The 22980-nt window shown below is 46.9% G+C and carries 20 protein-coding genes; 1 reads left to right on the top strand and 19 read right to left on the bottom strand.

Going from position 1 to position 22980, the window contains the following annotated elements; all coding sequences use genetic code 11:
• Positions 1-432 precede the first annotated feature (432 nt).
• The 4 genes from gpmI to gap all read right to left on the bottom strand — a co-directional run bounded on the left by gpmI (position 433) and on the right by gap (position 5251).
• The gene (gene gpmI, locus HMPREF9081_RS04170) at positions 433-1989 is read right to left on the bottom strand and encodes a 2,3-bisphosphoglycerate-independent phosphoglycerate mutase (protein WP_006305752.1); all 1557 of its coding nucleotides are present in this window, start codon (positions 1987-1989) and stop codon (positions 433-435) included.
• Positions 1990-2099: 110 nt separating this feature from the next.
• On the bottom strand, positions 2100-2849 hold the full coding sequence (tpiA, locus tag HMPREF9081_RS04165) for a triose-phosphate isomerase (protein ID WP_006305751.1): 750 nt from the start codon (positions 2847-2849) through the stop codon (positions 2100-2102).
• 26 nt (positions 2850-2875) lie between these two features.
• Complete coding sequence (locus tag HMPREF9081_RS04160; protein WP_006305750.1) at positions 2876-4069, bottom strand: phosphoglycerate kinase; 1194 nt, start codon at positions 4067-4069, stop codon at positions 2876-2878.
• A gap of 168 nt (positions 4070-4237) precedes the next feature.
• Positions 4238-5251 carry a type I glyceraldehyde-3-phosphate dehydrogenase gene (gene gap / locus HMPREF9081_RS04155; protein ID WP_006305749.1) on the bottom strand — a complete coding sequence of 338 codons (1014 nt, stop codon included), beginning with the start codon at positions 5249-5251 and terminating at the stop codon, positions 4238-4240.
• Positions 5252-5492: 241 nt separating this feature from the next.
• On the opposite strand from gap, the gene mtnA reads away from it, so the two are divergent.
• On the top strand, positions 5493-6548 hold the full coding sequence (mtnA, locus tag HMPREF9081_RS04150; protein WP_040394468.1) for an S-methyl-5-thioribose-1-phosphate isomerase: 1056 nt from the start codon (positions 5493-5495) through the stop codon (positions 6546-6548).
• Between the two features lie 68 nt (positions 6549-6616).
• Here the strand turns inward: mtnA and HMPREF9081_RS04145 are convergent, their stop codons facing one another.
• The 15 genes from HMPREF9081_RS04145 to HMPREF9081_RS04075 all read right to left on the bottom strand — a co-directional run bounded on the left by HMPREF9081_RS04145 (position 6617) and on the right by HMPREF9081_RS04075 (position 22933).
• Positions 6617-7591: an SDR family oxidoreductase gene (locus HMPREF9081_RS04145; protein WP_006305747.1), complete on the bottom strand. Its 975-nt coding sequence runs from the start codon at positions 7589-7591 to the stop codon at positions 6617-6619.
• 71 nt (positions 7592-7662) lie between these two features.
• Entirely contained in the window at positions 7663-8985 is a 1323-nt protein-coding gene (locus HMPREF9081_RS04140; protein ID WP_006305746.1) for a sugar phosphate nucleotidyltransferase, read from the bottom strand.
• A 72-nt stretch (positions 8986-9057) separates the two neighbouring features.
• Positions 9058-10254 carry a DegT/DnrJ/EryC1/StrS family aminotransferase gene (locus HMPREF9081_RS04135; protein WP_006305745.1) on the bottom strand — a complete coding sequence of 399 codons (1197 nt, stop codon included), beginning with the start codon at positions 10252-10254 and terminating at the stop codon, positions 9058-9060.
• A gap of 26 nt (positions 10255-10280) precedes the next feature.
• Positions 10281-10802, bottom strand: coding sequence for a Panacea domain-containing protein (locus HMPREF9081_RS12770; protein WP_006305743.1), 522 nt, complete (start codon positions 10800-10802; stop codon positions 10281-10283).
• Entirely contained in the window at positions 10799-12091 is a 1293-nt protein-coding gene (locus HMPREF9081_RS12765; protein WP_006305741.1) for an HD domain-containing protein, read from the bottom strand. Before HMPREF9081_RS12765 ends, HMPREF9081_RS12770 begins: the two co-directional genes overlap by 4 nt.
• 27 nt (positions 12092-12118) lie before the next feature.
• A complete protein-coding gene (locus tag HMPREF9081_RS04120) occupies positions 12119-13054 on the bottom strand; it encodes a GDP-L-fucose synthase family protein (RefSeq protein ID WP_006305739.1) in 936 nt (311 codons plus the stop codon).
• A gap of 14 nt (positions 13055-13068) precedes the next feature.
• Positions 13069-14085: an NAD-dependent epimerase/dehydratase family protein gene (locus tag HMPREF9081_RS04115; protein ID WP_006305738.1), complete on the bottom strand. Its 1017-nt coding sequence runs from the start codon at positions 14083-14085 to the stop codon at positions 13069-13071.
• 31 nt (positions 14086-14116) lie between these two features.
• Positions 14117-15148: a GDP-mannose 4,6-dehydratase gene (gene gmd / locus HMPREF9081_RS04110; RefSeq protein WP_006305736.1), complete on the bottom strand. Its 1032-nt coding sequence runs from the start codon at positions 15146-15148 to the stop codon at positions 14117-14119.
• Entirely contained in the window at positions 15145-16650 is a 1506-nt protein-coding gene (locus tag HMPREF9081_RS04105; RefSeq protein ID WP_006305735.1) for a lipopolysaccharide biosynthesis protein, read from the bottom strand. The genes gmd and HMPREF9081_RS04105 overlap by 4 nt, the downstream gene beginning before the upstream one ends.
• A 42-nt stretch (positions 16651-16692) precedes the next feature.
• Positions 16693-17778 carry an O-fucosyltransferase family protein gene (locus HMPREF9081_RS04100; protein ID WP_245529853.1) on the bottom strand — a complete coding sequence of 362 codons (1086 nt, stop codon included), beginning with the start codon at positions 17776-17778 and terminating at the stop codon, positions 16693-16695.
• A gap of 58 nt (positions 17779-17836) precedes the next feature.
• Positions 17837-18769: an NAD-dependent epimerase/dehydratase family protein gene (locus tag HMPREF9081_RS04095; protein WP_040394464.1), complete on the bottom strand. Its 933-nt coding sequence runs from the start codon at positions 18767-18769 to the stop codon at positions 17837-17839.
• Positions 18770-18853: 84 nt separating this feature from the next.
• The gene (locus tag HMPREF9081_RS12760; protein ID WP_006305732.1) at positions 18854-19894 is read right to left on the bottom strand and encodes a glycosyltransferase family 2 protein; all 1041 of its coding nucleotides are present in this window, start codon (positions 19892-19894) and stop codon (positions 18854-18856) included.
• Positions 19894-20895: a DUF6625 family protein gene (locus HMPREF9081_RS12755; RefSeq protein WP_006305731.1), complete on the bottom strand. Its 1002-nt coding sequence runs from the start codon at positions 20893-20895 to the stop codon at positions 19894-19896. The genes HMPREF9081_RS12760 and HMPREF9081_RS12755 overlap by 1 nt, the downstream gene beginning before the upstream one ends.
• A gap of 10 nt (positions 20896-20905) precedes the next feature.
• A complete protein-coding gene (locus HMPREF9081_RS12745) occupies positions 20906-21808 on the bottom strand; it encodes an alpha-1,2-fucosyltransferase (protein WP_050795009.1) in 903 nt (300 codons plus the stop codon).
• 33 nt (positions 21809-21841) lie between these two features.
• On the bottom strand, positions 21842-22933 hold the full coding sequence (locus tag HMPREF9081_RS04075; protein ID WP_006305729.1) for an EpsG family protein: 1092 nt from the start codon (positions 22931-22933) through the stop codon (positions 21842-21844).
• Positions 22934-22980: the final 47 nt, after the last annotated feature.

The raw sequence follows: 22980 nt of genomic DNA, 5'->3' as shown, positions 1-22980 counted from the left end.
GTGCCCGTTCGGCAGCCGCTTGGTCACAAACTTTGCCCTCGCTCCTCCACAGAGCAGTAGTCTGCGTCCGGTTTTCCTTCCGTTTCGTTTTGAACGAAAAATCAACGCCAATCTGAGGTTCTATTTTATCAGTAATTCCCTAAAATATCAAAATAATTTTTACGAACATCGATGAGATGATAGGTTTAGGGAATCGCTGATAAAATGAAGTCCGTCAGATTGGCGTAGATTTTTTCGTCCGAACAAGGAGGTAAACCGGACGCATAGCCAGAGCTATGTGGAGGATTTGCTGACGAAGTGCGGGCAAAAAAGATGCGCCAAGATGATGGTGCTGAATTTATCAGTGCTTCCCTAAATTGTGAGCCCAATACAAAAAACCTCAGGACTCCTAAGAAATAGAAGTCCTGAGGGACAGATTCATTTCATCATGCTTTACGCAAGCGTAACCAGCGGCTTGCCCGTCATCTCCTTCGGGATCGGCAGCCCCGCCAGCGTCAGGAGCGTCGGCGCGATGTCGCAGAGCGCGCCCGTATGCACCTCCTTGATGCGGTCAGAGACCACGATGAACGGCACGGGGTTCGTCGTGTGCTTCGTGAACGGCTGATTCGTCTCGTAGTCCCACATCTTGTCCGCATTGCCGTGATCCGCCGTGATGCAGACCTCGCCGCCGACCTCGCGGATGGCATCGACAAAGCGCCCGACGCAGGTGTCGACCGTCTCGACCGCCTTCACAACCGCAGGGACAACACCCGTGTGTCCGACCATGTCGCAGTTCGCATAGTTGAGGATGATGAAGTCGTACTTCTTTGACTTGATCGCCTCGACCACCTTGTCTGTGACTTCGATCGCACTCATCTCGGGCTGCAGGTCGTAGGTCGCGACCTTCGGCGAGTGCACGAGGATGCGGTCCTCGCCCTTGTACGGCTCCTCAACGCCGCCGTTGAAGAAGAACGTGACATGCGCGTACTTCTCCGTCTCAGCGATGCGCAGCTGCGTATAGCCGAGATCCTGCACATACTGACCGAACGTGTTGTCGATCTCCTCGGGTGGGAACGCCACGAGTGCATTCATGCCCGCCTCGTACTGCGAGAACGTCGCAAACGGGATCTTCAGCGACTCATCGCGCTGGAAGCCGTCAAATTTCTCATCCACAAATGCATGCGTGAGCTGACGCGCACGGTCGGGACGGAAGTTGTAGAAGATCGCGCCGTCGCCGTTCTTCATACCGAGATATCCCTCGACCACGAACGGAACAACGAACTCATCCGTGACACCCTCTGGCTTCTCGCTCGTGTCGGCGTAGGAGGCAAGCACGCCGTCGACCGCCGTCTTTGCCGTCGACTTCGCCTTTGCATGCGCAATCGCCTCGTAGGCGAGTTGCTCGCGCTCCCAGCGGTGATCGCGATCCATGGCGTAGTAGCGGCCGCTGACCGTCGCGATCTTGCCGACACCGATCTCCGCCGCCTTTTTCTCGACCGCCGCGAGGTATTCCGTCGCGCTCTTGGGCGGCACATCGCGCCCATCGAGGAACGCGTGGATCCAGACCTCGGTCAGCCCCTCGCGCTTCGCGAGTTCGAGCACGCCGAAGAGATGATCGTCATGGCTGTGCACGCCGCCCGGCGAGACCAGTCCCATGACATGCAGGGCGCCGCCGCGCTCCTTCACGCCGCGTACAATCGTGAGCAGCGCCTTGTTCTTGAAGAAGTCGCCGTTCTTGATGTCACGCGTAATGCGCGTGAGCTGCTGATAGACGATGCGCCCCGCACCGATGTTTGTGTGCCCGACCTCGGAGTTGCCCATCTGCCCGTGCGGCAGTCCGACGTATTCGCCGGATGCATTGATCTGATTGTATTTGTATTTTTTCTTCAGCCCGTCGATAACCGGCGTATTCGCCATGGCAATGGCGTTGTACTTCATATCGTTCGGGTCACCGTTGCCGAAGCCGTCCATGATGATGAGGGCGACAGGTGCATTCTTAAGTTTTGCCATAATATTGATATCTTTCTAAGAGCTTTCGCTCAAGACTCAGGAGGCGCAGATTCTCTGCCTCTGCAAAGAATCCGCGCCAACCTAAGTTCATTTATGTATCTTGGGGAAAATCAGAAATTGACGATCGCCGCGAAATCCTTTGCCTTGAGCGCCGCACCGCCGACGAGTGCGCCGTCGACGTTCGGCTTCTCCATGAGCCCCGCGATCGTATCGGGCTTCACGCTGCCGCCGTACTGGATGCGCACACCCTCGGCTGCCGCCGCGCCGTACTTCACCTCGATGGTCTTGCGGATGTGTCCGCAGACCTCCTCTGCCTGCTCGAACGTCGCCGTCTTGCCCGTACCGATCGCCCAGATCGGCTCATAGGCGATGACGAGCTTCGCCACGTCCGACGCCGCAAAGCCCGCAAGCGCCGCCTCGATCTGGTACGCAACATAGGCGAGGTACGTGCCCGCCTCACGGATCTCAAGCGACTCACCGCAGCAGATGATCGGCGTGATGCCCGCCGCATATGCCGCATGGGCACGCTTGTTCACGCCCTCGTTCGTCTCGCCGAAGTAGTCGCGGCGCTCGCTGTGACCGAGCACGCAGTAAGAGACGCCGAGCTCCGTCAGCATATCCGTCGAAATCTCGCCCGTGTAGGCACCGCTCTTCTCCCAGTGCACGTTCTGTGCGCCGACTGCGATGTTCGAGCCCTTGACCGCCTCCGTGACACCCGCGAGCGCCGTTGCCGTCGGGCAGACCACAACCGTCGCCTTTGCGTCCTTGACGAGCGGCGCGAGCTCCTTGACGAGCGCGACACCTGACGCGACCGTGTTGTTCATCTTCCAGTTGCCTGCAATAATCGGTGTTCTTGCCATATATATTTTCTCCTCTGTTGTCTTTCTTACTCGTCTGCGAGCGCCGCGATGCCCGGCAGCACCTTGCCCTCGAGCAGCTCGAGCGTCGCGCCGCCGCCCGTCGAGATGTGCGAGATCTTCTCGGACAGCCCCGTCTTCTTCAGCGCCGCGATGGAGTCACCGCCGCCGACAATCGAAACTGCGCCTTCCTTCGTTGCCTGTGCAACCGCACGCGCGACCGCCTCTGTGCCCTTTGCAAATGCGTCGAACTCGAACACGCCCATCGGGCCGTTCCAGATCACCGTCTTTGCACCCTTGAGGGCATTCACATACTCCTCGGATGTCTTCGGCCCGCTGTCGAGCGCCTGCCAGCCGTCAGGAACCTTGTCCACATCGACAATCTTCGTATTCGCATCTGCCGCAAACTTGTCGGCAATGACAAGATCGACGGGCAGAACAACCTTGACGCCCTTCTTCTCCGCCTTCTCAAGCAGCTCCTTCGCGAGATCGATCTTATCGCGCTCGCAGAGGGAGTCGCCGACGGCGTAGCCCTTCGACGCGTCAAAGGTATGCGCCATGCCACCGCCGATGATGATGGTGTCCACCTTGTCGATCATGTTCTCGATCACGCCGATCTTGTCCGAGACCTTCGCGCCGCCGATGATGGCGACGAACGGACGCTTTGGATTCTCAAGCGTCTTGCCGATGTAGTTGATCTCCTTCTCCATGAGGAAGCCCGCAACCGTCTCAAGATACGCCGTGATGCCGACATTCGAGGCATGTGCGCGATGTGCCACGCCAAAGGCATCATCGACTGCGATGTCCGCAAGCGAGGCGAGCTGCTTTGCGAACTCCGGATCGTTCTTCTTCTCCGCCTTGTGATAGCGCAGATTCTCAAGGAGCAGCACCTCGCCCGGCTTCAGATCGGCGGCAGCCTTCTCTGCCTCGGGTCCCACGCAGTCCGATGCCCACTTTACCGGCTGACCGAGGCACTCCTCCAGACGCGCCACGATCGGACGCGTCGAGAACTGCGGCTCGCGCGCCTCCGTCGGGCGTCCGACATGGCAGGCGAGAATGACCGCAGCGCCCGCATTCAGGAGATGCTGAATCGTCGGGAGCGTCGCACGGATGCGCGTGTCATTCGTGATATGTTGATTCTCATCCATCGGCACATTGAAATCCACACGGACGAATACTTTTTTCCCATGCGGATCAATGTGCATCATTGTCTTTTTATTCATATTGTCCCCTCCAGAAAGGAATCGCTGAACGTATCAGTGTTTCCCTAAATAAAAACGAGGTTCGGCCCAAACGTCGGCCGGACCTCGTGAAAGATCGTATGCACACGGTAACCGAATCAAAGCGCTAGCAACTCCGATCCGTGTCCCGTATATCTCTGTTTACTTGTCTCAGCCGAGTTCCGCAAAATACTTGATCGTGCGAACCATCTGGCTCGTGTAGCTGTTCTCGTTGTCGTACCAAGAGACCACCTGAACGAGCGTGTTGCCGTCGCCCGTGTCGCTGACCATCGTCTGTGTTGCATCGAAGATCGAGCCGTACGTCGTACCGATGATGTCGCTCGAAACGATCTCGTCCGTGTTATACCCGAACGATTCCGTCGCTTCCTTCTTCATCTGCGCGTTGACCTGATCGACCGAAACCTTGCCCTCGACCACAGCGTAGAGAAGCGTTGTGGAGCCCGTCGGGGTCGGAACGCGCTGCGCCGAGCCGATGAGCTTGCCGTTGAGCTCGGGAATGACGAGACCGATCGCCTTCGCTGCACCCGTGGAGTTCGGAACAATGTTGAGTGCTGCTGCACGGCTACGGCGCAGATCGCCCTTGCGCTGCGGACCGTCAAGCACCATCTGATCGCCCGTGTAGGCGTGGATCGTCGCCATGATGCCGCTCTTGATCGGAGCGAGATCATTGAGTGCCTTTGCCATCGGCGCAAGGCAGTTCGTCGTGCAGGATGCTGCCGAGATCACCTTATCGTCCTTCGTCAGCGTCTTGTGGTTGACATTGAATACAACCGTCGGGAGATCATTGCCTGCGGGAGCGGAGATGACGACCTTCTTCGCACCGGCCTTCAGATGCGCCTCAGCCTTTGCCTTTGCCGTGTAGAAGCCCGTGCACTCGAGCACGACATCGACATCGTGCTTGCCCCAAGGGATCTCTTCCGCCTTTGCCTGTGCATAGATGTTGATCTTCTTACCGTTGACCGTGATGGAATCCTCGCCGGCCTCAACAGAGTCCGCATACTTATAACGACCCTGCGTCGAGTCATACTTCAGGAGATGTGCGAGCATCTTCGGGCTCGTCAGATCGTTGATTGCGACGACCTCATAGCCGGGAGCATCGAACATCTGACGGAACGCGAGACGACCGATACGGCCAAAACCATTGATAGCAACTTTTACTGCCATTGAAATACCCCCTGTTGAGTCCCAAATTCTTGGCGCCGCGTGCCCTTGCCGCTGCGCTCTTCATACGATTTATATTATAAACCATTCCCAATAAAAGTCAAACTTTTTATCTTTCGTGGAGGGCTTTTCGTGCAAGATTTTATACAGATGTAAAATTCACTTGCCACATCACACAAATCTTCGGTAGAATGTGGCTGTAACGTTCGCGCCCGTATTTTCGATCATGAAAAGAGGAAAGCTTATGACCACAAACATTCTTGACATGGAAACTCTCGCCCTCGATGAGGAGGAGCGTGCCCTCGTCATTATCGATCAAACGAAGCTCCCGAACAAAGCCGAATACCTGCACCTCAAAACGCAGGGCGAAATTTGGACAGCGATCCGCGAACTCCAAGTACGCGGCGCTCCCGCAATCGGCGATGCTGCCGCCATCGGCATCTACCTCGCCGCGCTTGAGATCGACACGGACGACTACGACGAATTTGCGCGCCGTTTTCATACCGCTGCCGACTATCTCAACTCCTCGCGCCCGACTGCCGTCAACCTCTCATGGGCACTGAACCGCATGGAGAATATCGTCAAGAACGCAGAAGGAAAATCCACCGCCGAGATCCGCACACTCCTACGTGACGAAGCCCTCCGCATCAAGCAGGAGGACATCGACATCTGCAAAAAAATAGGCGAGCACGCGCTCACCCTCGTAAAACCCGGCTACGGACTTCTCACCCACTGCAACGCCGGACAGCTTGCCACCGCCAAATACGGCACCGCAACCGCCGTCATGTACCTCGGACACAAAAAAGGCTACAACTTTAAAATCTACGCCGATGAAACGCGCCCCCTTCTGCAGGGCGCACGTCTCACTGCCTATGAACTCAGTGCCGCAGGAATGGACGTCACACTCATCTGCGACAACATGGCTGCCACCGTCATGAAAAACGGCTGGATCGACGCCGTCTTCGTCGGCTGCGACCGCGTCGCTGCCAACGGCGACGTCGCCAACAAAATCGGCACCTCCGGCGTCGCTATCCTCGCCAAGCACTACGGCATCCCCTTCTACGTCTGCGCCCCTTCCTCCACCATCGATCGAAACACGGCAACCGGCGCCAACATCTGCATCGAACAGCGCCCCTCAGAAGAAGTCACCGACATGTGGTATAAGGAACGTATGGCTCCCAAGGGAGTGAATGTCTATAACCCAGCGTTTGATGTCACGGATCACGAGCTGATTACGGCGATCGTGACAGAGGGGGGGATTTTTAAGAACTTTGCGCGAGACTTTGTAAGAGAACTATAAATTTCGTTCTTGGTAAAAAGGGCAGTTGCACGAGCCTATAAGACTTCGTGCAACTGCCCTTTTCATTCCTACAACTTTTCTTTATACCACTGAATTGCTTCTTTAATCCCATTCTCGAAATCATATTCCGGTTCATAGCCGAGCTTTTCCCGAATCTTCGAGATATCCGCGCCGCTATGTCGAATATCACCCTTGCGTTCCGATCTGAAAATCGGCTTCAAATCTTTTCCGAGAAGCTTGCTGAGAACCGTATACATCTCGTTCAGACTCGATCGTTTCCCGGAGGCGACATTGTACGCCTCGCCCGCCGCCTCATGCGGCGCAACACACGCGAGAAGATTTGCCTGAACAACATCCTCCACATAGACAAAATCACGCGACTGCTCACCGTCCCCGTGGATCGTCGGCGGCTCATCGCGGAGCAGGCACTCGATGAACTTCGGAATCACCGCCGCATACGCACCGTTCGGATCCTGGCGGCGACCATACACGTTGAAATAACGCATCCCGTAACAGTCGAGACCGTAGTGCATCGTATACTGATGCGCATACTCCTCTGCGGCAAATTTTGTCACCGCATATGTCGAAAGGCGGTTCCCGACAATCTCCTCCCGCTTCGGCATCGTCTCGTCATCGCCATAGACGGCGGAACTCGACGCATAGACAAACTTCTTCACACTATTTTTCGCCGCAGCCTCCATCATGTTGACCGTGCCCATGATATTCGTCAGCGTATAGTCGACCGGCTTCTCGATGCTCTCCGGCACACTCACTCCAGCGGCATGATGCAGAACATAGTCCACACTATCACATACATGGTTGCAGATGTCGGCATCCCGAATGTCGCCCTCGATGAACTCGAACTTTGGATTGCTCCGAAATCCCGCGATATTCTCTGCATACCCCGTGGACAGATTGTCCAGCACACGAACCCTGTGCCCCATCGACAGGATCGCTTCGCACAGATTCGAGCCGATAAAGCCCGCGCCGCCGGTAATGAGAAATACACTGCTTTCAGGAAATACAGCTGTACGGCAGTTCATAGTACACCCTCCCAGATATATCACGCAACAAAACAATACTGAGGGAAGGGTATACCTCATCTCACTTTATCCTACCCTTTAGAGTTTCCCCATATAATTTTATCATCCACGTCAATATCCTCACCGGTTTGAATCTCCATTACCTTCAACAGCGTCTCCGCCCGTATCGTATGGAACGAGCCGCGTGGGATACGCACAGTCTGCCCCTCGGCAACGGCGAACTCGTTGCCGTCGAGCTTCACCCAGCCGCGCCCTTCGATCACCGTCCACGTCTCATCGCGTCGCTCGTGCAGGTGATAGGTCAGAGAACGTCCCGGACTGAGTGTGATCTTGATCGTGAGACTCTCCGTTTCCGCGTCGATAATGCGAAACTCGCCCCATGATTTTTCGGTATACATCACAGGAGTATGGAGTTTTTCGGCATAGGGTTTCATCGCGCTGGAGCGCTCCTTATCCGAAATGAGAATGCCCTCTGGACTCGCCGCAACCACAACATCCTTCAGTCCCATGCAGAGGATCGGCATGGGGAGCGTATTCACAACATGGACATTTTTGCACATCTCATCCATCGTGACACGACCGATCGAAGACTCAGGCATCACCTCGGCAAGCGTATTCCATGTACCAATGTCAAGCCATGTCCCGCTATAACGCTGAACTGCAATATTTTTTTCTTTCTCAACCACGGCATAATCAAAACTAATTTTGGTGAGTTCCTCATAGCGGTTGAAAAGCTCCTCATAGTCCGTATAGTCCAGCAGTTCACGTGCCTTTCCAAGCGCATAGCCAAGCTTGAATGCAAAGACACCGCTGTTCCATAATGCTCCCTGCGCAATGTACTCCTCAGCATTTTCCTTATCCGGTTTTTCTTTGAACGACTGCACCATGCTCTGTGCTTCTTGGGACACAGGAATTATATAGCCATACTTCTCACTCGGATATGTCGGCTCAATTCCCATCAAGACAAGGTTCGCAGAGTTTTCCCGTTCCGCCTCCTCAAGAAGCCGGAGAACCGCATGGAAATAATCCCCGTCGACATAAGGGTCGGCAGGGCAAATTGCGACTGCTTCATCGAGAGAAACACCACGCACCTCATGCAAATATGCGCAGACCAAGGAAATCGCCGGGAACGTATCACGCCTGCATGGCTCAATGGAGATATTCACCCCCGATCCAAGCTGGCGTCGAATCAGAGAAACCTGTTCCCGTCCCGTCGCAACGGTAATCGGTATATTCGATGCAACGTTTTGCATCTGACGACAGACACGCTGAATCATCGACTCCCGCGTGCCATCTTCTCGTTTCAGAAGTCGGAGAAACTGCTTCGAGTAAAGGTCATTCGATAGCGGCCATAACCGCTTGCCCGCACCGCCGGAAAGTAATACGATTTGCATACCATTCTCTCTCACAATTATATTATGAAATACGGGAAACCTCTACCACAGAAGCCTCCCGCATTCCATATTTTATGCTTTATCCTGCAAAAATGTTTTAATTGTCGCTACAAGCTTATCGAGCTGTTCCTTGCTCAGCCCGTGATGACACCCAACGTAGAGTCCGTAATGGTCCAGCCACTCGGCAACCGGATAGTCATGCTCGATGTCGCCAAAGAGTTTCTTGTAAACAGGTTGGTTCAACAGCGGAAGCATCGGTCGTGTTTCAATGTTATTCTTCTCTAAGAAATGCGTAAAATCATCCCGCGTGAATGGTGCATCTTTCTTGATGACAATCGGATACATCATAAACGAATGATCGACATAATCCGGATACTTAGGAAGCTGTAAATACTTCTCTGTTCCCTGCAACCTCTCGCTAAGATAATGCGCGTTCTCCTTGCGCGTATTCATAATCAGATCACGATTCTCGAGCTGACCAAGCCCAAGAGCACCTTCCAGCTCGCCAATGCGGTAGCTGTAGCCCATACGCACCATCATAAAGCGCTTGTCCATCTCGGTCTGCATACGCAGCTTGCACACCTGTCTCGGGTCAGATGCCAAGCATGTCTCACAGGTACAGGCACGTCCATGCGCGATAAGCGAGCGGGAAATTTCCGTCAACACCAGATTATTCGTCGTGATAACGCCCCCGATGCCTGTGGTGATCGTATGCGCAACATAGGTACTGAACGCAGCCATGTCGCCAAAGCTGCCAATCTTTTTCCCCTTATAGGTTGCAAAATGCGCTTCTGCACAGTCTTCCAAAATACGCAGACCATGCTTTTCTGCTACAGCCATGATTGCATCCATCTCACACGGCTGTCCAAATGTATGCACTGGAATTGCCGCAACGGTCTTATCCGTGATGCGCTCCTCCATTTTGAAGGCATCCATGTTATACGAGATTGGATCCACATCGACAAAGACAGGTTTCAATCCTGCATGAATACAGGCATTCGATGTGGCAATAAAGGTAATCGCAGGAACAAGAACTTCACTGCCATCTTCCCACCTGTAGACTTCTTTCATTGCCTCTAGGCAAACGTGCAGGGCAGACGTTCCACTGTTACAAGCGACACCATACTTTTGGTCATGAAGTCGCGCAAACTCTTTCTCAAATTTATGAACCATCTTCCCCTGCGAAAGACGTCCTGCATCCAATGCCTCATTGACATAGCGTTTCTCAGCATCACTGACATACGCATACCCAACACCAATCTTTTCCATATCTGTGCTCTCCTTCTAAAACACGATTATGCAGAAAGATATCCTTGCTCAATCAGGACATCATACTCTTTTTCTAACTCCTGAGAAGAAAACTTCTTCCCCTTTATTATTTTCACCTGTTTTATTACATCTGCTCTCGTAGCATTCCCATGCAACAAAGTAGTTGCTACATAATCAATCGTTGTCAACGCTTCAAGTTCCATAGGGGATTTATCATAAAAAGCTGCACGCACTTCATCAACAAGAGCACTTTCCGCTTCTGCAAGAGCACTTCCCTCTTCAAGTTGAGTGCTTGCTGATTCTTTCATGATAATCCGATGTGTCTGCCGAGATGTATCAATATCTAGCCACTCCTCATTTTCAAGAATATGGATAGCGTGATCCAACCTTGCACTATACGGACCAAAAAAATGAATCGAATATCTTAGGTCTAATTGAACACCTTTCCGCTCAATCAGATACATAAGCTTCTGCAGCTTCTTCTTGCCAGTCTGTTGATCCTTACAAATATCTCCTATCAGGAATGCATATTTTTCAATCAGTTTCATTGAGCTTCCTCCTCATGCGGGTTATACCAATTTCGGACAACGGTTCTTGCTTGTTCAGCTATGTCTGGATGGGCATATAGCCTCCTGATTCCAATTTTATTTGCTAACGCCCTAATAATATGAGATTCATCCGAAATAGAAACTCGTTTCCCCATTCTCTTGTTTAACAAAACAACAGCTTTCTCATCCTCTATGCTAGACTGAACAGGAATTTTATGTGGCATCTTATCAGCAGAAGTATCCTCAATAAAAAGATTCTTTTCAAAATCTTTATGTAGTAGCCCTTTCATCCCCTTATACAGTTCCAAAGAATCTCCTACGGCATGTGCCGATGTTTCATAAACACAAGGGTATACATATCTTTCCACGATATATCGACAATATTCATCCTTACTCATCTTTTTTCGACACTCTTGTAATACACGTACATCATCCCACTTCAAATAGGAAGAAATCTTTTTAGGATACTTCCCATTAGGTAAGATCTGTTGTAGCGCCTTGCCTAAGACAATATCAAAATAACGACGTGTGCGGTGAAAATAGACTTCGGTGAACATAAAGTATCGTGCCAATACAAATTCCTCAAAAACCTTAAGTCCTCCATAATCTATGGCAAGTCGCGGAAACCCATCTTTACCATCAATTGTCAATGAAGCCAACAATCTATCAAGATCATATTTTCCATAGTTGACTCCACAGTAAAGAGAATCACGCAAAAGATAATCCATCTTATCGCAATCGAGTTCCCCATCCATGAAGCTTTTAAGGAAGGTGAACTCCGAATTTATTCCAGAAATCCTGCCACGATATATATCGCAAATCAATTCAGAAGTAATAGCATAAGCTTCGCCATATTGTTCCTTAAATTCATTTCCAATATTAGAAATGTGCTCAGCTATCGATGTCTGTTTGACAATTTTTTCAGTGAAGTCCTCATGCTCTACTCCATCAGGAAAAACTGATTCCGAAGCATGAGAGAACGGCGCATGCCCTAGATCATGTGTTAAAGCAATAAGGCGAAGAATCTGTTCATACCACTCTTTCTTTGCAGATGAAAAAGGATACTCTTCACTTCCATTTTCAACAGCCATACGAAACGCCTTCGTCACCAAGTGCATCACACCAAGTGAATGGCCAAAGCGCGTATGCTCTGCCCCATGGAACACAAGATTTGTCATGGCAAGCTGCTTGATGTGACGAAGGCGCTGAAATGGCGCAGAATCGATAATCTTCTTCTCCAACGGCCGTACTTCAATAAAGCCATGAACAGGATCCCGATATCGCTCCATATACTACACCACCTTCGCAAAAAACGCTTACTTATCTACACAGTGATTTAAAAAATACTGATACGAACGTTCAAGCCCCTCACGCAACGCCACCTTATGCTGCCATCCAAGTTCATGAATACGGGTAGAATCCACAAGACGGCGAGGTGCTCCATCCGGCTTCTCCGTATCATATATCAGTTCTCCATTAAAACCGACAACGGATGCAATCTCCTCTGCCAGCTCCTTCATGGACACTTCCTCACCGCTGCCGATATTGATATGCTCCTCTTCATCATAATTCTCCATAAGGAAAACACAAGCATCCGCAAGATCATCTACATAGAGGAACTCACGCTTTGGACTCCCCGTCCCCCAGAGAGTAACAGAATCCGCCCCCTCCAGTTTTGCCGTATGGAATTTACGAATCATCGCCGGAATCACATGGGATCCCTGCAAATCAAAGTCATCATTCTCACCGTAAATATTCGTTGGCATACAACTGATAAACGGATCATTGTACTGACGATGAAAAAACTTCGCCAGCTCCAACGCCGTAATCTTACCAATGGCGTAGCCTTCATTGGTTGGCTCAGGTTTTCCATCCAAAAAGGCTTCCTCTCGCAGCGGCTGCTCTGCAAACTTCGGATAAATACAGGCACTTCCCAAAGCCAAGAGTTTTTTCACACCGACTTCATGTGCCGCATGGATAATATTCGCATTGATCATCAAATTTACATAGAGAAAATCCGCAGGAAATGTACTGTTCGCCTGTATTCCACCGACCTTCGCTGCGGCGATAAACACATAGTCCGGATGTTCCTGCTTGAAGAAACTCTTTGTCGCTTGTTGATCTGTTAAATCAAGTTCACTATGCGTTCTCAGCAGCAGATTATGATACCCGCTCTTTTGCAGATGACGGACAATGGCAGAACCAACCATCCCTGTATGCCCTGCGACGTAGATTTTATCTGAAAGTTCCATTCAGTATCACCCCATCAAGAAAGATTCTCGCGATACCACGATATTGTTCGGTCGAGACCATCGTTCAAAGAAACAAAATCCTTCTTTCCAAATTCAGAAATTGCGCGACTGACATCAGGAACAACATCTTTCGGAGCACCAGTTAGCCCCTGTTCTTCTTTGGGACATATTACAGGCGCCTTCAGTTTTTCGCCAATCATTCTGGCAAGTTCTGCAATCGTCGTATGCGACACGCCGCCGACATTATAGGTGTGTTCTTTGCCACGCAGAAGAATATTCCACAAAATTGACACCGTATCTGAAATATAACAGCATACGCGTTTGCCTCTGCCCGCATCCATCATCTGAATGGAGCCCCCCAGTGCTTTTCTAATAAACTCATAAAATATGCGTCTGTCTGTTTTGCGACCTCCCGGACCATATAGCAAGGACACCCGACCAATTCGGATGGTCTTATCCGCTCCCATATACGCATGACAAATCGCCTCACCACAACGACTTCCCTCGATATAACAAGAGCGCATGTGATCCGGCATTGTGGTACCAACGGTTGACTCTGTATATGGCATATCCGACGAACCGCTATAAACCTCACTCGTACTTATAAAGAGAAAGCGCCCTGACGGAGCAAGATGAGACAGCAAAAAATCAGTTGCCATTGTTTTTATGCGAATCGTCTTAATCGGATTTTCCATTAGGAGGCTTGGCTGACCATATCCCGCCGCATGAATAATACAATCAAAAGTCGGTAATGTCTCAAAGAACTGACAGTCCGATAAATCGCCACGATAAATCGAAATAGCCGGGTTTTGTTCCAGTTCTTTTAAATGATCTGGAAGCTCCCTGTGAATCAAAAGAGAAACCCCTATCTTATCCATAGAAAACGTATTCCAACGAAGAAGGGAATATGTCATATAGGTTCCAATTACACCGCTTGCCCCTGTAATCAAAACACTTTTGCCAGCCAGAGGAGATAAGTCTATTTCTGACCATATAGATTCAATATCTTCTGTAATAATTCTGTTTCCCATAGTGTATTCTCCTGATATTGTTGTATCACATTTACTGAACGTACTTTTCCAAATCTGCTTTTACCATCATGGACACCAATTCAGAGAATCCGACTTTACGTTTCCACCCCAATTCACGTTCAGCTTTCGTCGAGTCTCCCCAGAGGAGTTCAACTTCTGCGGGGCGATAGAACTGCTCTGACACATCGACAAGGAGTCTTCCTGTTTTGGCATCATATCCTTTCTCATTGACACCTTTTCCTTCCCAACGGATGGAAACGCCTGTCTCAGCAAAAGCCTTCTCAACAAACTCACGCACGGTATGCGTCTCGTTCGTCGCAAGCACATAGTCTTCCGGTTGTTCCTGCTGAAGAATACGCCACATGCCCTCTACATAGTCGCCCGCAAAGCCCCAATCACGCTTTGCTTCAAGATTTCCCAGAGTCAGCTTTTCCTGCAAACCCTTCGTAATCCGAGCAACTGCAAGCGTTATTTTACGCGTTACAAAAGTCTCCCCACGTCGTGGAGACTCATGGTTAAAGAGGATTCCGTTGCAGGCAAACATTCCATAAGATTCACGATAGTTCTTCGTGATCCAAAATGAGTAGAGCTTTGCCGCCCCATAAGGACTCTTGGGATAAAATGGAGTTACCTCGCTCTGCGGAGCTGTCTCAGGCAATCCACCAAAAAGCTCCGAGGTCGACGCCTGATAGAACCGAATAGGCAGCCCACTCTGGCGAATCGCTTCAAGTAGACGAATCGTACCGACACCTGTCGCCTCTGCCGTATATTCCGGCACCTCAAACGATACGGCAACATGTGACTGCGCCGCAAGATTATAGACCTCATCTGGCTGAATCTTGCGGATGAGTGCATGGGCATTACTCGAGTCCGTCATGTCACCATAGTGCAGGAAAACACGATTGGCAAGCACCAGATCATTCAAGATATGATCGATCCGCTCTGTATTTTGGCTGCTCTGTCTGCGAATGATGCCGTGTACCTCATATCCCTTTTCCAACAATAACTCCGTAAGATAGGAGCCATCCTGCCCCGTAATTCCTGTAATCAAAACTTTCTTCATTGAGATTTCCTCCCTTGAATCTTACTCATAAGAATATCTCTAACTTCACCTATGTATAGGCAGACACTACGAAACTCCTCACGTCGATGGAACACAATGACCTGCATTCCCAACATCAAAATTCCTGCGCAGAAACACTTGATCATTAGCCCCATGTACGTTGATGAAAAAAAGGGGGCACTTAATATTTGGTCAATCAACAAGACTTCCAGTAGAACGACGACACTCCACCATGCGTGATTCCACAAATATTTCTTCATACTCCGCCGGAAGATCACACGAAAGACAAACTGCACCCGACTATAAGTGATAAACCACAGCCCTATAATCGTACCAACCATAACACCGACAAGTCCGAGGTAATGGGATAATATCACTGATAGAATGAAATTCATTACAGCAGCCAAAACCAAATAGCCACGATCATTTTCAAAAATGCCGTATGTGTTTCGAAAATTACACGCATTTTCAAACTGCATACTTAGAAATACTTTACATGTCAATGCCACCACATAGGCATCCTCAAGCAAGAAATCTGCTCCAAAAAACAAAGTTACAAATGGTTGAAGTACAATAAAGTAGACGCAGGCAACATAGCCCCCAATCAAAAAATAAACGAAATCCAACATACGATAAACACGATAGCTCTTTTCTCCATCAGCCGTATGAAGTAAATTCGCGATTGAAGGAACAATCCCCTGTAAAGTCTTATACAAAAGTTTATAAACACCATCGTAAAGGAGAATATAGTTCGCCACCAGCCCGGCCGTTCGCAGCCCCAAAACAGACGAAATAACAATCACGTCACACCCGCTATAGACGGCATAAGACAGTTTGTGAATCAGTAAATTTTTTACATCCACAAAAAACTTTCGTTGTATCAGATCCTGTATAGTAACCTTGACAGTACACAGAAACGGGTATTCCTGTCCAAGACGATGCGATATAATCAAATTCGCCAAAATATTAAAGCAAAGTGCGGAGAGTGCATACATTGTATAACTCTCCCAGATCACAATCGTAGCGAACTTCACAAGGTTTGCAGCAAACGAACAGACAAGATCTATGCGAATACAGATATAGTCCTTTTGGTCTGCAGCAAATAACGTACGTCGATATGCCAGAAAGTAGGTGCTTAAAACTGTACAAATTTGGATCACATAAACGAATTGGACATACCCCCATTCAACACTATTATCCCGTACAATCCACGGCAAAAAGAAGAACAGAGCCCCCCCTATCAGAGCAACCAGCGTGCCTATGATGAGATAGATATATCGATAGATACTCATCAACATATTAATTTCGGCTTCGTTTTTATTTGCAAGTTCTCGATAAAGGCCGTAGCTGACCACGGCACTGATTCCCATTTCAGCAATGGACAATAGAGAAATTATATTGGTAAACAACCCCTCAAGACCAAGGAACTCAATAGGTAAATGACGCGTAAATGCCTGCCGTATCAATATGCCAAAAAGCGCTAACACGACATAAAGTGTCATCGAGTATATGCTATTGTGCAACACATTTGCTACTCGCATGATTTATCCCTGATAAAGACCTTTATCCAATACCTTGAGATATGTATATGATTCTTTTCTGGACAAGCGAATAATTCTTGTCAATATAGACACTTGAGATAGTCCACAAATAAACCCCTCGCAGCTGGCTAACGTATACATATCCCGAATAACCTCCAGGCCATTTAGATAGCGATTCATAGGGCGGGCGTTTTTTTCCATCGCTATAAACAGTTCCGTATCACCTCTCAAAACATCTTTATAATAAAGCAATTTTGAACCATATCTCTCACGTAATACATCCAATCTCCTTTGGTCATCGGTAGCCAAGAAGATATAGTCATAGTCATGCTCTCCCAAGGCTTCATCAATAGCTTCTATAAATTCATCCGCTGTAACCATATTGGGGTGATTTCCCCAGTTTAATGCAAAATCCGTACCACGAATATGTACTCCTAATATATTTTTTTCCTTCCAGTTGGCACATAGCTGTTCCGTATCTAAACGAAACATTTCAGCCGTCTTTGCATTCAAATGTATATACTTTCCATAAATATTGGCCAATTTTTCCAAATATACATCATCAACAATATATCCACATGGCATATTCGGATTCAAGTTTCCTAAATCCCGTTCTATTCGATACGCATGCATATGATGAAAGAGAAACACGCGATTACTTTGATAAACATCTTCTATGGATATATCACTCACTTGATCAAAATAATATTCAAAGGGATTGTCTTTCCCATCGACAGGCTCATTTTCTGCATATAAACAGGTTTCTCGTCGGAAACTAACAGCTGGAACAAATCCCAGCTGATCAGCTTCAAACAGGGCATATAAGATTTGACGCAGATATGCCCCCATTCCAATTTTTCCACCGTCTATCTCTATGAAATAGATGTTTTTTTCTTGATTTTTCTGCCCAAAGGACTGGATTCGAATAACATCAGGATCATGATTTATATTCATAACCTGAGAAACAAAAGCATCGTCTTTTCTGTTTCGCCATACTCTTTGTAAATAATTAAGTCTGGGAAAATCAGATAGTTTTTTTTGTATATATTTACGCACCGCAGTCTTATAAAATGAGAAATTTATTACCATCTTCCCTCACCACTTCTTAACGCTCAGTCATTTTCTAACAGTTTGTCTGAAGAACACCTCAAAAACCAAACTGCTCCCGTTGGGAATCCCATGCTTTGCTCATACATTGAATTCCATCATATAAACTCGTAGCAGGATACCAGTCCATCTCGCATTTTATTTTGGAAATATCCAGTATGTTGCTCTTTACATCCTGCATTCTTTTCTCTTTATATATGACATGAATTTCCTTCCGCGTCAACATACGAATTACAGTTAAAATCTCATTCAAAGTCACCCCCTTTCCACTTCCAATATTAAAGATACGCTCATCACCCTGATAGGACATCATTTTCACACAAACTTCTACCAGATCATCGACAAAAATATAATCACGTACAGTCTCTCCATTTCCCCATATTTCAATCTCCTTTTCTGTAAGTACGTGAGCAAGGAAAACAGCGATTACGCCTTGTCTTCGAGCGGGCTCCTGTCCCAGACCATATGGGTTTGATATGCGCAACACCAGATAATCCAATCCATACATAACTCTATAGTATTCCAGTGTTCTTTCCAAAATCATCTTCGACATACCGTAGGCACATATCGGATTCGTGGGGTGCATTTCATCTATGGGTAAATATTGAGGTTCACCATACACCGTTCCTCCAGATGAAAAAAACACCAGCTTAATACCTTTTCTCGCACAACAATCAAATAGAGCAAAAGACGGCATAACATTTTGTGCAAAGTCCAACTCCAAGTTTTTATTGGCAGGTCCCGTTGCACTAATAAGAAAGAATACGCAGTCTACACCATTTAACGCAGATTCAAAGTCAGTTTCCTTGGAAAAATCGCCACAGATCACTTCGACTTTTTCAAAATAACACTTGACCTCATGCAGTTTATTATAATCTCGTGCATATACAACAACTTCGTGGTTTTCTTTCAACAAACCTCGTACCAAATTTTTTCCTAAAAATCCTGTTCCGCCAACGATAAGACAACGCATTATGATCGCCCCCCCTACCCCCTCCAAATATCACTGAACGAGAAATATTCTGCAACATGATATTCGAGTATCTCAATTAGCTGTTCAACTTATGACCTTTGCGTGCAAAACTGTTCTATCGCTTACCTTCTTATCCAATCTACGATAATACATTTTGGTATGAATCACTCCTGCGATCACTCTTGCCAGCTGATAGCTTTCTGATTTCATAATGAATGCAAAGATTTTTCCTTTTAAGGTCTTTGGACGAACACAGTGTATAAATGATAAATCTGAATGACTTAAAAAAAACGCTCTTATTTCAGCCGTGCGTTCTCCTCCCTGCACCATCAATCCAATATTTTTTACAAACTCTCCCAAAATATGAATCTCAAATTCACTTTTTCGGTCTGATAATTCTAATTGATCGATCAGCTCCTTCCCCGTTTTATACATGATGTAAAGGTCTTCTAGGTGGCTGATTTTAGCACTCATCACAAAGATGCTCGTAGGAGAATTCGCAATATGTACATACGACGATGTATTTTGAGCGTAAATTTTAGGACGGTGCATTAGTATTTTGGAATTGATATACATATCTTCTCCTTGAGAGATATTTTCCCCAATAGAGATATTATTTTTCTCGATAAATTGGCGAGAAAAAAGTTTGTCCCATACAGCAGATGCCTTAGACAAAAGAACCCATTCAGCAGCAATTTCAAGCGGCAGATAGCCCGACCTTAGAAAATTCTTCTCGACATAAAGCCCATCCTGCAAAAAAAACGTCTTCTTATTGTTAAAAATATAATAATCTGCCGGATTTAACAGTGCCCGCTCAATGTTTTTCAGATAATCCGACTCTACATAGTCATCACCATCCACAAAGGCAATATAGTTTCCCTTCGCTCTGGCAATCCCGTATCGTCTTGAGTCTACACATCCACCATTTTTCTTATGAAACGTATGGATCCAATCATATTGCTCGCTGTAGGAGTCACATATACCAGCTGATTCGTCGGCCGAGCCGTCATCAATCAAAAGGATTTCTACTGAGAGCGCCGTCTGCTTTTGTCCTAAAAGACTCTCGACACAACGCCGAATCACTTTGTCGTGATTGTAAACAGCTACTATAACACTCAGATCCATTATGATTTCTCCATCCTTCTCTTATGCAGAAACTTTTTCCAACGAAAATGCAACGCACCATTCGCAACATTATTTACGATCTCTTTGAGTCGTGCTTTCTTTCGTCCTAAATTCAAGGACTCCAAAAAAGACTGCCGACAAAAATCTTTGATTTCGTTCACCATTAAATCTTTTTCGCAGATAAATTGATTTCGTATCATAAGATATGGAGGATATTTTCCTTGTGTAACATCCTCTAACAACTCACTTTGGATGTCCATTCTTCTTTTCTGAAAGTGGATATATAGCCACTCATCTTTTTTTATTTGATTCTCGTCCACATAGAGGCGCTCCAATGTACCATGATTCCAAGAAAAGATCTGATACTCTACATCTTTTATATTATCTACCAAGTGAAACGGTAAACGGTTACAGTCAATATCCGCCATGACAGGTTCAATCCATTGCTTAATGTTATGCTCTTTGCAGACATCAAGCCACGGTTCAAACTCGTCAAAGTGGCAACTATATTTCGTCGAAAATACATATCGATAATCAACGAAAAGATGAGAACTATGCGCCTTATACAATTCTCTCAAAAGCTCGGTATTTCGGAACAGGGTAAGATGTCCGCGTGCGAGAATACGGTCATACGATTCAAGAACAGCCTCTGTAATAAAATGATCCAGCTGCCCGAAAATCATATCATTGTCGCAGAATCCCCAAAAATCATATTCTCTGAGTTCTCTCTTAAATACCACTCCATAAGAAATTCTATAGTCACAGAGTTTATACGGTTGTTCAAGACAAATTGGAAAAGAGAACTGTTCCTGTATTCGTTCTCGAATATAGGAAAATGTACAATATACGACATGCACGTTATCGGGATAGCGAAATTCTCTTTTGTCATCCGTAAAAATAAGCCAATCAAACAAAGGATTTGCTCCACAGGAATCTAGAAAAAACTGAAAATACGAGTTAAACTTCCCAAAATACGGTATGATAAAACAGCATTTTTTCATATCATCTGCCTCAACATTTCAAGCAAATCCAACTATCCTGCATAATCTCACAAACGGTATCATTGGCATACCAACGATCGGGTGCGATCACTGTTTTGTTTGGTGCATCGCCAAGATACTGCGCCCACCAGCTAAAACTGCTATTGGATATAATAAAATGTTTGCAATGTGACATGATGTAAAGCGACATTGCATCCTGTGAGCGCCCCGAATCAAAATGAACGGCATACGGAAAGTCCAAAATCTGTGCAGCTTTGTCTACCTCATCTGAAAATACAAAGAAGGTGCAGTTTGGATGCAGTTCACGCATCTTGTGCATTGCGTCTTGATAAAATTCCTTTGTGCAAACTTGATGGATACTGTTTCCTATGTAATCTCCCAACCGTATCGTAATACAAACAGAATTTGTCGACTCAATTTTCTTAAGCCACTCACTCTCGTCAGGTGAAGGCTCTTCCTTCGGTGTAAACTCCTGAATCAATTTTGACCGAATATCATCAATAAAGCGCGCCGACTGAAAATATCCGTCACAAAAAATATCCTCCGGAATCTCATCCGGAAGGGGATGATAGCCATAGGTCAATAGCAATAAACCATTTCGTACATTTCTCTCCCAGTGACGAAGCTGATATTCGTTCACCTCATGACTGTTATGTTTTCTGCTGTAGATTCGATCGAAAAAAAACAGCAGTTTTCCTGTCAAAGTCATTCTCATGACTTCGATTTTTTTACTGGTGAAACGAACCGAGGGACTCAATACATAGCGATCCAAATGGGAGTGCCACATCGTATCAAGCTCATCTTTTCGATCGTAAATCAGAACCTCCTGCCTAGTTCTCTCCTGCAAGGCACGGGCAAACGCATAAATAAACAACTGATTTCCTAGCCGGCCCTTTAGACGAACGCCTATCATACACCCCAACCTCATTTCTCAACTACATACACCCTATGAAATAAACATATTATGTTGGAAAATGGGCGCTACCATTCGTTCATACGTCATATTCCCAATACCTAGATAGTACCATACTAAACAAAAAATAATGCTCAATAAGACGATTCCTCCACCCGCCTTTAAATCAAGTTTACGTACAAGAAGTCGTTCGGGAAAGAAATCTCCTAAAAACATATAGTTAAAAATTAATACGGCACGAAGATAGCGCATAAACACAGGATCAAACGCATAAAGAGGTATGATAAACAGCGAATAAATATTTAATCGAAACACGAGGTTGGTATATGCTGTTTGCGGGACTTTTCGATAAATATGAGCTACTAAGAATACAACAGATAGATGCAGACTCGCCCAAAAGAGAAATTTAAATATATCACTGCTTTCCGCGTACGTCTCAAAATAAAGTTCCACTTTATCCGCCGGAAAGATAATTCCTGCAAGCGACGGAATCATGCTTGATACTACACACAATCCCCCCCATATCAGTGCCATAATAAATTTTTTATTTCGCGTAAATCCCTTATGTGTAAACCGATCTAATAGCCAAAACACAATATAAAAAACGACTGCACTATGGAAGCCTAATGCCAAGATAAAAATGCCAAAAAACTTCGCTTGATTTTTCCAGCCATCTCTGTTTAAGTATTGCAGTGCCCAAAGGCTCAGCGCCATAGCTGGGAGAAAACGCTTCTGAATGACCATTTCCACAAAGGGATAAAGATATAACAACGCAAAAGCTAAATTATAATTCCTTGCGTGTTTTTGTATCTGCCATGCAATAAGAAGAACTGAGAATATGGATATGAGCAAGTTGTAGGTAGTAAACTCCAATCCATATTGGTTAGCATAGTCTGCTGATATTTGATAAGCAAATCCCAGTATGGAAAAATCGTATCCACTATTTCCAATGGCTTCATACAAAGCCTCATTGATCGGAAAGTCCAACGCGAAGGTGTTTCCGCCCAACAGTAAGATCATCCATATAAGCTGAATAGCATATAGTAACGGTGAGCGCTTCACGATTATGCCGAGCAGAATCAAAAAGCCGGTAAAAAAATACGCTGCATCTGCACCAATCGGCACAATCTTCTCCCCCTCTCCCGTTCAGTCACAGGTTTTTACTAAATTGG

This window comes from Centipeda periodontii DSM 2778 (assembly GCF_000213975.1).
In the GTDB taxonomy this organism is placed as follows: domain Bacteria; phylum Bacillota; class Negativicutes; order Selenomonadales; family Selenomonadaceae; genus Centipeda; species Centipeda periodontii.
The sequence above is the reverse complement of the archived record's forward strand: the minus strand, read 5'-3'. Positions and strand labels throughout refer to the sequence as shown.